Source organism: Microbacterium sp. OR21, from assembly GCF_047306785.1.
Taxonomy (GTDB): domain Bacteria; phylum Actinomycetota; class Actinomycetes; order Actinomycetales; family Microbacteriaceae; genus Microbacterium; species Microbacterium esteraromaticum_E.
In genome coordinates this window covers 726,024-738,795 of sequence record NZ_JAZEXJ010000002.1, presented here as the reverse complement: position 1 = coordinate 738,795, position 12,772 = coordinate 726,024, and the positions used below count along the sequence as shown (strand labels likewise).

The 12,772-nt window shown below is 71.1% G+C and carries 13 protein-coding genes; 7 read left to right on the top strand and 6 right to left on the bottom strand.

Going from position 1 to position 12,772, the window contains the following annotated elements; translation table 11 throughout:
* The first annotated feature begins 34 nt into the window (after nucleotides 1–34).
* Both V2S04_RS08055 and V2S04_RS08050 read left to right on the top strand, forming a co-directional pair.
* A complete protein-coding gene (locus tag V2S04_RS08055; protein WP_413637996.1) occupies nucleotides 35–799 on the top strand; it encodes a LamB/YcsF family protein in 765 nt (254 codons plus the stop codon).
* 13 nt (nucleotides 800–812) lie between these two features.
* Entirely contained in the window at nucleotides 813–2,438 is a 1,626-nt protein-coding gene (locus V2S04_RS08050; protein WP_413637995.1) for a carboxyltransferase domain-containing protein, read from the top strand.
* On the opposite strand, the gene V2S04_RS08045 is transcribed toward V2S04_RS08050, so the two are convergent.
* From V2S04_RS08045 to V2S04_RS08035, 3 genes are all read right to left on the bottom strand, one after another.
* Entirely contained in the window at nucleotides 2,432–2,908 is a 477-nt protein-coding gene (locus V2S04_RS08045) for a CinA family protein (protein WP_413637994.1), read from the bottom strand. The genes V2S04_RS08050 and V2S04_RS08045 overlap by 7 nt on opposite strands.
* Before the next feature lie 79 nt (nucleotides 2,909–2,987).
* Complete coding sequence (locus V2S04_RS08040) at nucleotides 2,988–4,316, bottom strand: uracil-xanthine permease family protein (RefSeq protein WP_099196106.1); 1,329 nt, start codon at nucleotides 4,314–4,316, stop codon at nucleotides 2,988–2,990.
* Between the two features lie 107 nt (nucleotides 4,317–4,423).
* Entirely contained in the window at nucleotides 4,424–5,287 is an 864-nt protein-coding gene (locus tag V2S04_RS08035) for a phosphoribosylaminoimidazolesuccinocarboxamide synthase (protein WP_413637992.1), read from the bottom strand.
* 74 nt (nucleotides 5,288–5,361) lie between these two features.
* Between V2S04_RS08035 and V2S04_RS08030 the strand changes: the two genes are divergently transcribed.
* A complete protein-coding gene (locus V2S04_RS08030) occupies nucleotides 5,362–6,840 on the top strand; it encodes a DHA2 family efflux MFS transporter permease subunit (RefSeq protein WP_413638123.1) in 1,479 nt (492 codons plus the stop codon).
* Between the two features lie 33 nt (nucleotides 6,841–6,873).
* Here the strand turns inward: V2S04_RS08030 and V2S04_RS08025 are convergent, their stop codons facing one another.
* Nucleotides 6,874–7,359, bottom strand: a complete 486-nt coding sequence (locus V2S04_RS08025) for a hypothetical protein (protein WP_413637991.1) — start codon at nucleotides 7,357–7,359, stop codon at nucleotides 6,874–6,876.
* 109 nt (nucleotides 7,360–7,468) lie between these two features.
* On the opposite strand from V2S04_RS08025, the gene V2S04_RS08020 reads away from it, so the two are divergent.
* Genes V2S04_RS08020 through V2S04_RS08005 form a run of 4 tightly spaced genes read left to right on the top strand, consistent with a single transcriptional unit; the run spans nucleotide 7,469 to nucleotide 10,527 of the window.
* Nucleotides 7,469–7,663 carry a helix-turn-helix transcriptional regulator gene (locus V2S04_RS08020; protein WP_271638758.1) on the top strand — a complete coding sequence of 65 codons (195 nt, stop codon included), beginning with the start codon at nucleotides 7,469–7,471 and terminating at the stop codon, nucleotides 7,661–7,663.
* Nucleotides 7,650–8,084 (top strand): hypothetical protein, encoded by a 435-nt coding sequence (locus V2S04_RS08015; protein ID WP_413637990.1) that lies wholly within the window; start codon nucleotides 7,650–7,652, stop codon nucleotides 8,082–8,084. The genes V2S04_RS08020 and V2S04_RS08015 overlap by 14 nt, the downstream gene beginning before the upstream one ends.
* A gap of 31 nt (nucleotides 8,085–8,115) precedes the next feature.
* Entirely contained in the window at nucleotides 8,116–8,652 is a 537-nt protein-coding gene (locus tag V2S04_RS08010; RefSeq protein ID WP_413637989.1) for a GNAT family N-acetyltransferase, read from the top strand.
* 36 nt (nucleotides 8,653–8,688) lie between these two features.
* Nucleotides 8,689–10,527, top strand: coding sequence for a heavy metal translocating P-type ATPase (locus V2S04_RS08005; protein WP_413637987.1), 1,839 nt, complete (start codon nucleotides 8,689–8,691; stop codon nucleotides 10,525–10,527).
* Between the two features lie 123 nt (nucleotides 10,528–10,650).
* On the opposite strand, the gene purD is transcribed toward V2S04_RS08005, so the two are convergent.
* Complete coding sequence (gene purD, locus V2S04_RS08000; protein ID WP_413637985.1) at nucleotides 10,651–11,928, bottom strand: phosphoribosylamine--glycine ligase; 1,278 nt, start codon at nucleotides 11,926–11,928, stop codon at nucleotides 10,651–10,653.
* A gap of 67 nt (nucleotides 11,929–11,995) precedes the next feature.
* Nucleotides 11,996–12,676, bottom strand: coding sequence for an NUDIX hydrolase (locus V2S04_RS07995; protein WP_413637983.1), 681 nt, complete (start codon nucleotides 12,674–12,676; stop codon nucleotides 11,996–11,998).
* Between the last annotated feature and the right edge of the window lie 96 nt (nucleotides 12,677–12,772).

The following is a 12,772-nucleotide window of genomic DNA, read 5'->3' as shown; positions in this document are numbered from 1 at the left end:
TCGCGCTCGTCCGATCGTCGGTAGCATCCGAGCCATGGCATCCCTCGACCTGAACTCCGATCTCGGCGAGAACAGCCCGGACCGGATCGTGAGCGACGACGCCGCGATGCTTCGGATCGTGACGAGCGCGAACGTGTCGTGCGGGTTCCACGCCGGCAGCATCGAAGGCATCCGCGCGACGCTCGCCGCGGCCGTGGCGGGCGGCGTGGTGATCGGGGCGCATCCGTCCTATCCCGACCGCGAGAACTTCGGGCGCACGGCGCGCGACCCCGACTCGAGAACGCTGCAGGCCGAGGTCGAATACCAGCTCGGCGCGCTCATGGCGCTCGCCGGGGCCGTCGGCGGGCGGGTGGCGTACGTGAAGCCGCACGGTGCGCTGTACAACACGATCGCCCGCGACGAGCGCCAGGCGCGAGCGGTGGTCGCGGCCGTGCGGGCGGTCTCGCCCGATCTGGTGCTGCTGGGCCTCGCCGGAGGCGCGGTGCTCGACGTCGCGGCCCGTGCCGGGCTGTCGGTCGCGGCCGAGGCGTTCGCCGACCGCGGATACCTGCCCGACGGAGCCCTGGTGCCGCGCACGCAGCCCGGCGCCGTGCTGCACGACGCGTCTGACGTCGCGGAGCGGATGGTGCGTCTTGCCGAGTCGGGCGTCGTGCGCGCCGTCGACGGCACGGATGTGCGCATCGACGTCCAGTCGATCTGCGTTCACGGCGACAGCCCGGGGGCGGTCGCGATGGCGGCCGAGACGAGACGGATGCTGCAGCACGCCGGTCACGACATCGCCCCGTTCGTCTCGGTCTGAACGAGGGGGATGCATGCGCGTGCTGACGGCCTCGGATCGAGCGGTGCTCGTCGAATGCGCCGACCTCGACGAGGCGATGCGGATGCACCGGGCGTGGGCCGGGGTGTCGGGCGTGCTCGAGCGGGTGCCGGGCGCGCGCACCGTGCTGGTGCGCTTCGACCCGCTGGTCACCTCGGCGGCGCGGCTGGCCCGCGTGCTCATCGCGACCGACGCAGACGCCGCGCCACCGGCATCCGGAGCGGAGGTGACCGTGCCGGTGCGGTACGAGGGCGACGACCTGACCGAGGTGGCGACGCAGCTCGGCGTCTCTGCGCAGGAGGTCATCCGGCGGCACGGCGCCGCGCGCTGGACGGTCGCCTTCTCGGGCTTCGCTCCCGGGTTCGGGTACCTCGTCTGCGACGATCCGCTGTTCGACGTGCCGCGCCGGGTCTCTCCGCGCACGCGCGTGCCGGCGGGTTCGGTCGCGCTCGCCGGTCGGTTCAGCGGCGTGTATCCGCGCGAGAGCCCGGGCGGATGGCAGCTGATCGGCACCACGGATGCCGTGCTGTGGGACGTTCATCGTGACCCGCCGGCGCTGCTGTCGCCCGGAACCGTGGTGCGGTTCACCGTCGCCGAGCGCGACGCCGGGCCGAGCGGCGTGCCGGGGGTGATGCCGGGTGTGTCGGGAATGTCGGATGCGTCGGCCGCGGAGCGGGGTGTGGGGCTGCGACACGCGGATGCCGGGCCGGATGCTCCGAGGGTTCCGACCTCCGCGCTCGTGGTGGTGAACCCTGGCCTGCAGCTGCTCGTGCAGGATCGCGGTCGTCCCGGCCTCGCGGAGCTGGGAGTGCCCGCCTCCGGGGCCGCCGACCGCGTCGCCCTGCGCGACGCGAACCGGGCGGTCGGGAACGCCTCCGGCAGCGCCGTGCTGGAGGGGATCGGCCTGGCGGCGCTGCGATTCCACGGTGACGGCGTCGCAGCGGTCACCGGTGCCGTCGCCGAGCTGACGGTCACCGGTGCGGACGGCCGTGCCCGCACTGTCGGTCACGGCATCCCGTTCGCCGTGGACGACGGCGACGAGCTGCAGATCGGCGCGCCCTCGTGCGGACTGCGGTTCGCGATCGGTGTGCGCGGCGGCATCCGGATGCCCGAGCACCTGGGCAGCCAAGCGACCGACACCCTCTCGGGCATCGGCCCCGCGCCCCTGCAGCCGGGCGACGTGGTGCCGGTCGGAGGCACGGCCCCGTTCGCGGTCGAGCCTGCGCGGCTGCCGCGCGAGCTGCCGGCACCGGGCGATCTCGTCGTGCTCGACGTCACGCTCGGCCCTCGCGAGCACTGGTTCACGCCGGACTCCGTGCGCACGCTGAGCGCGCAGGAGTGGTTGGTGACGCCGCGTTCCGACAGAGTGGGCATCCGGCTGCACGGCGAACGGCCGCTGCAGCGGGCGATCCGAGACGAGCTGCCCAGCGAGGGCGCGGTCGACGGGGCGATCCAGGTGCCGGGGGACGGTCAGCCCGTGATGTTCCTGCCCGACCATCCGACCACCGGCGGGTACCCCGTCATCGGCGCGCTCACCGATGCCGCGCGCGATCTGGCCGGCCAGCTGCCGCCCGGAGTTCGCGTCCGGTTCCGTGTCGTGTCGCGGCCGTTCGATCAGTGATCGGTTGTGCCGTGCACCCGGCCGGCGTGAGAGGTCAGCAGCTGCACGGCCGCCTCGATCGTCGCATCGAGCACGTCCTCCGGGGCGCCGTCCAGCGCCAGCCGACGGTTCCCGACCTCGTCGCGGGTCGCCCAGCCGATGTAGACCTCGCCTGCCGGATGCCCGTCCTCCGCATCCGGACCGCCGACGCCCGTCGTTGAGACGCAGACGTCGGCGTCGAACAGCTCGCGGGCCGCGCGGGCCAGCTGCTCGGCGCATTCCGCAGAGGTCGGATCCCGATCGGCGGGGAAGCCGAGCACCCGCTCCTTCACCTCGGGCAGGTACGCGACGATGCCGCCGCCGAACCAGGTGCTGGCGCCTTCGCCACCGCCGACGGCGCTGGCCAGCGCCCCCGAGGTGAGCGACTCGGCCACCGCCACGCGCAGGTGGCGGCTGCGGGCGAGATCTGCGAGACCGGATACATCGAGCATGCGCAGACGCTATCGCCCGATCGGATGGCCGGCTGGGGCCTTGACAGATGCGGGTGACGAGGCGATCCGCCGCCGAGCGTCAGGCGGGGTCGCCGCCGGGCGCGCCGACGCCGGCGAGGGGCTTCGGGTCGTCGGCGCCCGAGCCGCGCAGCCGCGCGATGAGGTTGCCCAGGTGGTAGATGAGGATCGCGCCGACGGTGGCGAGCACGATGCCGCCCAGCTCGAAGCCCGATTCCGGATCCTTGATCATGAACCCGCCGACGGCGACGATCAGCCCCACCGCGGCGGTGTACTGGTTCACCGGGCGGGAGAAGTCGACGCGGTTGTCGACCCAGATCTTGATGCCGATGACGCCGATCAGGCCGTACAGGGCAGTGGTCACGCCGCCGAGCACGCCGGCCGGCACCGAGTTGATCACGGCGCCGAACTTCGGCGACATGCTGAGCAGGATGGCGGTGACGCCGGCGACCCAGTAGGCCGCGGTCGAGTAGACGCGGGTGGATGCCATGACGCCGATGTTCTCGCCGTACGTGGTGGTTCCCGAGCCGCCGAAGAAGCCGGCGAGCGAGGTCGAGATGCCGTCGGCGATGAGGGCCTTGCCCGTCTGCTTGTTGATCGACGGATCTTCGACCATGGTGGCGACTCCCCGCACGTGGCCGACGTTCTCGGCGATCAGCACCAGCACGACGGGCAGGAACATGGCCATAGCCGACCAGGTTCCCGGGGTCGCGAAGTCGGGCAGGTGGAAGGTCGGGAAGCCGATCCAGTCGGCCGCCTCGACCTTGCTGAAGTCGAGCTCGCCCCGGATGCCCGCGAAGACGTACCCCGCGATGACGCCCAGGAAGATCGAGATGCGGCCGAGGAAGCCGCGGAACACCACGGCGAACAGGATCGTGATCGCGAGGGTGAAGGTCGCCGTGATCGGCGCCTGCTCGTAGTTGCCGCGCGCCGCGCCCGCGAGGTTGAACCCGATCAGCGCCACGATCGTGCCGGCGAGCACCGGAGGCAGGAAGCGGTCGACCCAGTGCACGCCGACTGTGTGCACGACGACGCCGATGAGCGCCAGCAGCACGCCGACCGCGACGATGCCGGCCAGCGCGGAGCCCATGCCCGCCGATGCCGTCGCGGCGGTGACCGGCGCGATGAACGCGAACGACGAGCCGAGGTAGCTGGGCAGCTTGTTGCGGGTGACCAGCAGGAACAGGATCGTGCCGATGCCGCTGAACAGCAGCGTCGTCGGCACGGGGAAGCCGGTGAGGATGGGAACGAGGAACGTCGCACCGAACATGGCGACGACGTGCTGCACGCCGATCGCGATGGTCGCCGGCCAGTTCAGGCGCTCTTCGGGGCGGACGACGGCGCCGGGCGCGACGGTGCGACCGTTGCCGTGGATCTTCCACAGCGGCATGGGGGCTCCTCGGGAGTCGGGATCAGGGCCGAGGAAACACTACCGTCCCGGATGCCCGGCATCCGTCGTGCGACGAAGTGGGGGCAGGTGGGGTGGCGCGCCCGGGGTCAGCCCTTCAGGCGACCGATGAGCTCGCGATAGCGGTCGGCGGTCTGCTCGACGATCTCGTCGGGCAGCGCGGGCGGCTCGCCCTGCTTGTCCCAGTTCGCGGCGAGCCAGTCGCGCACGATCTGCTTGTCGAAGCTCGCCATCCGCTCCTCGGGAGTCGTGCCGGAGTTCCATGCCTCGGCATCCCAGTAGCGCGACGAGTCGCTGGTGAGCACCTCGTCGGCCAGGCGCAGCGTGCCCTCGCCGTCGACCCCGAACTCGAACTTCGTGTCGGCGAGGATCAGGCCCTTCTGCTCGGCGATCGCCGAGGCGCGCCGGTACAGCGACAGCGAGGCGTCGCGCAGCTGCGCCGCGCGCTCGGCGCCGACCAGCTCGACGACCCGCTCGAAGGTGATGTTCTCGTCGTGCTCGCCGAGCGGCGCCTTGTAGGCCGGGGTGAAGAGGGGCTCGGGCAGGCGGTCGCCGTTTGAGAGGCCGGCCGGCAGCGGGATGCCGCAGACCGTGCCGTGCTCGACGTACTCCGCCCAGCCGGTGCCCGTGATGTACCCGCGCACGACGCACTCGATCGGCAGGATCTCGAGCGCCATTGCCAGCATGGCGCGGCCGGCCACGGCATCCGGGATCTCGCCCTCGGCGAGGTGGTTCGGCACGTCGGAGAGCTGCTCGAACCACCAGTCGCTCAGCTGGGTGAGCAGCTCGCCCTTGTGCGGGATGCCGGGCGAGAGCACGTGGTCGAAAGCGCTCACCCGGTCGCTCGCCACGACGAGGATGCGGGTGTCGGCCGGATCCTCCGAGGCATACAGGTCGCGGACCTTGCCCGAGTAGAGGTGCCGCCAGCCGGGGATGCTCTGTGCTTCGCTCACGCACCCATCTTCCCATCACGCGAGGCGCCGATGTCGGCGGGGAGGAGTAGCGTTGCCGGGTGACTTCGACTGAGATGCCCCGCACCGCGACCCGCAGCCCGTGGCCCGCGCTGTGGGCGCTGGTCATCGGCTTCTTCATGCTGCTCGTCGACACGACCATCGTCTCGGTCGCGAACCCCGCCATCAAGGCGGCGCTCGACCCCGACACGAACAACCTCGACAACGTCGTGTGGGTGACGAGCGCGTACCTGCTCGCCTACGCCGTTCCGCTGCTGATCACGGGTCGCCTCGGCGACCGGTTCGGGCCGAAGAACATCTACCTGATCGGTCTCGCCATCTTCACGCTGGCGTCACTGTGGTGCGGCCTGTCGACCAGCCTCGACGGACTCATCGCCGCACGCGCAGCGCAGGGCCTGGGCGCCGCGTTCATGACGCCGCAGACCATGGCCGTCATCACCCGCACCTTCCCGCCGCAGCGGCGAGGCGCGGCGATGGGGCTGTGGGGTGCGACCGCGGGCGTCGCCACGCTGGTCGGCCCGCTGCTGGGCGGCGTGCTGGTCGACGCGTTCGGGTGGGAGGCGATCTTCTTCGTCAACATCCCGGTCGGGATCGTCGGATTCGTGCTGGCCTGGATGCTCGTGCCGAAGCTCGAGACGCATCCGCACCGCTTCGATCTCGTCGGCGTCGTGCTCAGCGCGCTCGCCCTGTTCCTCATCGTGTTCGGACTGCAGGAGGGCGAGGCCTACGACTGGGGCACGATCGTCGGTCCCATCTCGGTGTGGGGTCTGATCATCGCGGGCGTGATCGTGCTGGTGCTGTTCATCGTGCAGCAGGCGGTGACCAAGACCGAGCCGCTGGTGCCGCTGGAGCTGTTCCGCGATCGCAACTTCTCGGGGTCGAACGCGGCGATCGCTGTCGTCGGGTTCGCGGTGACCGGCATGTCGCTGCCGTTCATGTTCTTCCTGCAGCTCGCCCGGGGCCTGTCGCCGACCGAGGCGGCGCTGCTGATGATCCCGATGGCGGTGCTCTCGGGCGTGCTCGCGCCGGCGGCGGGCAGGCTGCTCGACCGGGTCGACCCGCGGTGGATCCTCATCCCCGGGCTGCTCTGCGTCGCGGGCGGACAGCTGTGGAACGCGTCGTTGATGAACATGGACACCCCGACCTGGATGTTCCTGCTGCCGTCGGCCGTGCTCGGCATCGGCAACGCGGGCATGTGGGGGCCGCTGGCCACCACGGCGACCCGCAACCTGCCACCCCGCCAGGCCGGTGCGGGCGCGGGCATCTACAACACCACGCGCACGATCGGCTCGGTGGTCGGCTCGGCCGCCATCGCCGCCTTCATGCAGTCGCGGCTCGAAGCGAACCTGCCGGGTCTGTCCGAGGCTCCTGCGGGCCTCGCCGGTGACGGCGGGATGCCCTCGCAGATCGCGGAGGGCTTCTCGGCGGGCATGGCGCAGGCGATGCTGCTGCCGGCCTGCGTGCTGGCCATCGCACTCGTCGCCGCACTCTTCCTCCGGCGCCACCGGGTGGATGAGGCGCAGCCCGAGCACTGACGTGGCGGCGCCGGGGCGCGCCGTGCATCCGACTCAGCGGAAGAGGGCGATGCCCGCCTGGCCGATGAGTGCGAAGATGATCGCCCAGATGATGATCGAGATGATCTGCCAGACGATCACCGCGTTGCGGCTCGCGCCGAACGACACCATCATCCCCGAGGTGATCTGGCTCGGCAGCACGGTCTGACCGAGCAGACTGACCCCGGGAACACCGAACCGGTCGAACATGCGCTTCACCTTCTCGCGTCGCGGCGAAGGGGCATCCGTCGCGGCATCCGCACCGCGTCGGGCGAGCACCTTCTGCCGGGCGGCGGAGGCGATGAAGACGAAGACCAGCATGGAGATCACGTTGCCGACGACGGCGGCGAGCACGGCGATCGGGAGCGGCACCCCCGCGATCGCACCGATGAGCGTGCCGAAGTAGGACTCGATGAACGGGATCGCCGCGGCGAGCATCACCCCGGCCCACTGCAGCCACAGGGGAAGGGACTGGGTGAAGTCGACGAGTGCGTCCTGCATGATGGCCTCCGGATGTGTAAAGCGTGTTTGACATGACAAGCATGCTTGACATCACTCCGCGCTGTCAAGTCGGCTTTACATTGCGATGTCGGCGGCCTACCTTTGAAGCGTGCAGAGCAGGGTCAAAGAGCTGAGAACCGCACGCGGTCTCTCGCAGCAGGCGCTCGCGACCGCGGTCGGGGTCTCCCGCCAGACCATCAATGCGATCGAGACCGGCCGATACGACCCCTCGCTGATACTCGCCGTGCATCTGGCTCGGCACTTCGGCTCGACCGTTGAGGAGGTCTTCGATGTCGACTCATGACGACGCTGCAGTCGAGCCTGCGCGCCGCCGCTGGCCCATGTCGCGCACCAACACCGTGCTGGTGGCGGTGCTGGCGGTGGGTGCGCTGGTCTGCTTCGTGCTCGGTCAGACGATCGCTGCGGTGACGCTGCTGATGGGCGCGATCGGCGGTGCGCTCGGCGCGATCTTCGCCCGCCGCGGCACGTCGGGCGACCTCGAGCGCGTGAACGCGCTGGAGTACGCCGATGAGCGCGACCGCACGGCGGCCACGAAGGGGCTCGCCGCCGTCGGCGTCGTCGCGCTCGTGCTGTGCACGGTGCAGCTGGTCGTGCACGCCGTCGTCGACACCGACCCGGTCTCGCGGTGGACAGCCATCGCCCTGTACTTCGCCCTGGTGATCAGCTGGTTCGGGGCGAACTGGTACTTCGTGCGCCGCGGCTGAACGCGACGCCCGCGCATGATGGGATGGCGGGATGACGATCTCGCTCGCATCCCCATCCCTCTCGCTCTTCGACTCCTGGTCGGAGACGATCGCCGATTTCGGCGATGTGCACATCGACGGGGCGGGACTCGAGCGTGGTCAGCGCGTCGACCGCGACGCGTGTGCCGCCTTCGTCGAGAAGGCTGAGTTCTACGCCGACCCGACGGCCACGCTGCCTGACGGGCATGTCGCCTGCGACTACTTCTGGATCGCCGACGACGGCGAGATCGTCGGCTTCATCGCGTTCCGCCGCGAGCTGAACGCCTGGCTGCGACAGCACGGCGGACACATCGGATACTCGGTGCGCCCGTCGCGCCGTCGACAGGGCATCGCCCGTGCCGCCCTCGGCCTCGTGCTCGACCGGGCCCGCGCGCAGGGCTATGACCGCGTGATGCTCACCTGCGACGACACGAACGTCGGCTCCTACCGCACCATCGAGAGCGCCGGCGGCGCGCTCGAGGATGTCATCGACGAACCGGGCGCCGAGGCATCCGGCAGCCGCCTGCGCCGGTACTGGATCGCCCTCTGACGCTTCGCCGGCGCGGATGTCGGGCAGAGTGTGATCATGAGGCTTCTGCGACTCGCGCGGCGGTACCCCCTGCTCACCGCCGGCATGATCGCCACCGTCGTCGTGGCGCTGCTCTCGCTCGCCGGTCTCCACGAGGTCGCCCGCTGGATCGCCATCCTCGTCGTCGGCGCGGTGATCGCGATCACGGCCTGGGACATGGTGCGCGACATCCTGCGCGCGCACTTCGGCCTCGACATCCTCGCTCTGATCGCCATGATCGCCACCCTGCTGGTGGGCGAGTACATCGCGTCACTGGTGATCGTGCTGATGCTCTCCGGCGGCGAGGCGCTCGAGGACTACGCCTCCCGCCGTGCAGCGCGCGACCTCACCGCGCTGCTCGATCGCTCCCCGCAGACGGCGCACGTCCTGGACGAGTCCGTGGACTCGGCGCCTCGCGACGTGCCGGTGGACGAGGTCGTGCAGGGCATGGAGCTGCTGGTGCGCCCATCCGAGATCGTCCCCGTCGACGGCGTCCTGCTCAGCGCCCACGCCAGCTTCGACGAGTCGTCCCTGACGGGTGAGAGCGTGCCCGTCTCGCGCGAGGCCGGCGACGAGGTGCTCTCCGGGGTGGTGAACGGATCGAACGCGGTGCGCATCCGTGTCCTGCGCCGCAGCGCCGACAGCCAGTATCAACAGATCATCGCGCTGGTGCACGAGGCGCAGGAGAGCAAGGCACCGACGGTGCGCCTGGCCGACCGCTTCGCCGTGCCGTTCACGCTGGTCTCCCTGCTCATCGCGGGCATCGCCTGGTGGATCGCCGGCGACCCGCTGCGTTTCGCGCAGGTTCTCGTGCTGGCGACACCGTGCCCGCTGCTGATCGCCGCTCCCGTGGCGTTCCTCGGTGGTCTCTCGAGGTCGGCGAAAGAGGGGGTGATCGTCAAGGGCGGTGGCGTCATCGAACAGCTCGCGCGAGTGCGTTCGGCGGCGTTCGACAAGACGGGCACACTGACGCAGGGCCGACCCGAGCTCATCGAGGTGCGGGCGGCGGGCGGCGTGGACGCGGACGAGGTGCTGAGACTGGCCGCATCCGCGGAGCAGTACTCCAGCCACGTCCTCGCCGAGGGAGTGCGCCGCGCCGCCGTCGACCGGGGCCTGCGGCTCGCGCCCGCGGCGCACGCCGAGGAGATCGCGACCAACGGCGTCACCGCGACGATCGAGGGGCGCGTCGTGGTGGTCGGCAAGCCCGCTTACGTCGCTTCGCTCGCCCCCGACACCCGGCGCACCGAACTCGCGTCGGGCCAGCTGGCCGCGTACGTCGCCATCGACGGGCGCTTCGCGGGTGTCCTGGTGCTGGCCGACGCCGTGCGTCCGGATGCCGCAGCGGTCGTCGAGGGCCTCCGACAGCGGGGCATCGAGCGGATCGTGATGCTCACCGGCGACGCGGACGCGACAGCCGCCGCGATCGCCGCACCGCTGGGTGTGAACGAGGTGCATGCCGAGCTGCTGCCGGGCAAGAAGGTGTCACTCGCCGCCGAGATGACGCCGCGCCCCCTGCTGATGGTCGGCGACGGCGTCAACGACGCACCGGTGCTGGCCGCGGCCGACATCGGCGTCGCGATGGGCGCGCGCGGCTCGACGGCGGCCGGTGAGGCGGCGGACGCCGTCGTGCTGAAGGACTCGCTGCTGCCTGTGCTGCGCGCCGTCGACATCGGACGACACACGCTGCGCGTCGCGTACGCGGCGATCTGGATCGGCATCGTGCTCAGCGTGGGGCTCATGCTGATCGCCGCGACCGGCATCATCCCCGCCGTGGCGGGCGCGTTCATCCAGGAGCTGGTCGACCTGGCCACGATCCTCTACGCGCTGCGCGCGCTGACCGGCCCGAAGTCGCGCTGATCGGCTACTCGGCGACGCGCGGCTCGCACGGATGTCGGCGGGGAACACGGATGTCGGCAGGAATCAGGTGATTCCGCCGACATCCGTCCATCCGACCGACATGTGTGCCGGCGCCGCAGAGATCTACTCGGCGACGCGCGCGGCGATGTCGTGCCGGTAGTGAGCGCCGTCGAGCGAGATGCGGCCGATCGCGTCGTACGCCCGGGCGCGGGCATCCGCGAAATCCGACCCGGTCGCGACGACGTTCAGCACCCGCCCGCCGGTCGCGATGAGCGACCCGCCGGGGGCGTCCGGAGCGCCGGTCGCGGCGTGCACGATCGAGACACCGTCGACGGATGCCGCATCGGCGAGCCCCTCGATCATCCGCCCCGTCTGCGGCGCCTCCGGGTAGCCCTCGCTTGCCAGCACCACGGTGATCGCGACCTCGTCGCTGAACTCGGGCTGGGGTTCGTCCTCGAGCGTGCCGGATGCCGCGGCGAGCAGCAGCCGCGACAGGGGAGTGCGCAGCCGCGGCAGCACGACCTGGGTTTCGGGGTCGCCGAAGCGCGCGTTGAATTCGATGACCCGCACGCCTGACGGGGTGAGGATCAGGCCGGCGTAGAGCAGGCCGATGAACGGGGTGCCCTCGGCGTCGAGCTGACGCACCACGGGCACGGCGACCGTCTCGGTCACCTCCGCGACGAAGGCCTCGACGCTGCCGTAGTCGTCGGCGAGCCAGGGGAGCGGCGAGTACGCGCCCATGCCGCCCGTGTTGGGGCCGCCGTCGCCGTCGAGCGCGCGCTTGAAGTCCTGCGCGGGACTGAGAGCGCGCACGGTGTCGCCGTCGCTGAGGAAGAAGAGGGAGACCTCGGGGCCGGTGAGGAACTCCTCGACGAGCACGGGTCCGCTGGGCAGATAGTGCTCGGCGTGCGCCAGCGCCTCGGCGCGATCAGCCGTGACGATGACGCCCTTGCCGGCGGCCAGTCCGTCGGCCTTCACCACGTGCGGGGCGCCGAGCTCGTCGAAGGCCGCCTCCACCTCGGCGGCGGTCGCCGCACGCACCGCGCGACCGGTCGGCACACCAGCGGCATCCATGACCCGCTTCGCGAACGCCTTGGAGCCTTCAAGCTGTGCGGCCGCGCGACCGGGGCCGAACACGGGGATGCCGCGCTCGCGCAGCACATCTGCCACCCCGGCGACCAGGGGCGCTTCGGGGCCGACGACCACGAGGTCGACACCGTGCTCGTTCGCGAACGCGGCTATCGCGGCGCCATCGAGCTGGTCGAGGTCGACGAGGGTCGCGTCCTGCGCGATTCCGGCGTTTCCGGGCGCCGCGAAGATCTCGTGCGCGGCCTGTTCCGACCGCAGGGAGAGGATGATCGCGTGCTCGCGCGCGCCCGAGCCGAGGACGAGGATCTTCATGCGGCCAGCCTACCGGCGCGGCACACGCGCGCTCAGACGATGACGGCGCTCGGACGACGACGAGAGTTCAGACGACGACGGGTCGCTCGACGGCCGAATCCCACGGCTGCGCCCAGCCGGTTGCATCGAACAGGGCATCGAGGATGCCCGCGGTGAAGCCCCAGACGATCGTCCCGTCGACGTCGAACGCCGGGCCCTTGTAGGTGTAGCCGTCCCGGCGCAGCACCGAGGTGAACCGGCTGGCCGGATCGAGCAGCTGTGCCACCGGAACCCGGAAGACCTCGACCGTCTCGGCGTGGTCGACCGCCGCGACCCGCGAGGGCTTCCGCCACCAGCCGAGCACGGGCGTGACCAGAAAGCTGCTCACCGCCAGCGGGATCTCCGGCAGCGCCGCCAGCACCTCCACCCCGTCCGGGTCGAGGCCGGTCTCCTCCTGCGCCTCGCGCAGAGCGGTCGCGATGGCGTCGGCGTCCTGATCTTCGTACCCGCCGCCCGGGAATGAGACCTGACCGGGGTGCGACGACAGCGTCGCAGCGCGGCGCTGCAGCAGCACGTCGAGGTCGTCGGGCACCGTCTCGTGATCGGTGCGGGCCGGGATGCTGTCGAGTCGGCCGAACAGGATCAGCACCGATGCCGGCCAGGCGTCGTCGACCGTCCTCGGAAAGCGGGGAGTCCACTCGCCCGCGCGTGCCGCAGCCGCGAGCAGCTCGGCGCGAGCGCCGCGCATCTCTTCCCCGGATCCAGTCATCGGTTCGAGCCTACGCGCGGCGAGCGTCACAACCTCGGAGAAATCCGATCGGACTGCGGCGAACCCGGCATCCCGGCTGCCGGCATGGCCGGAACT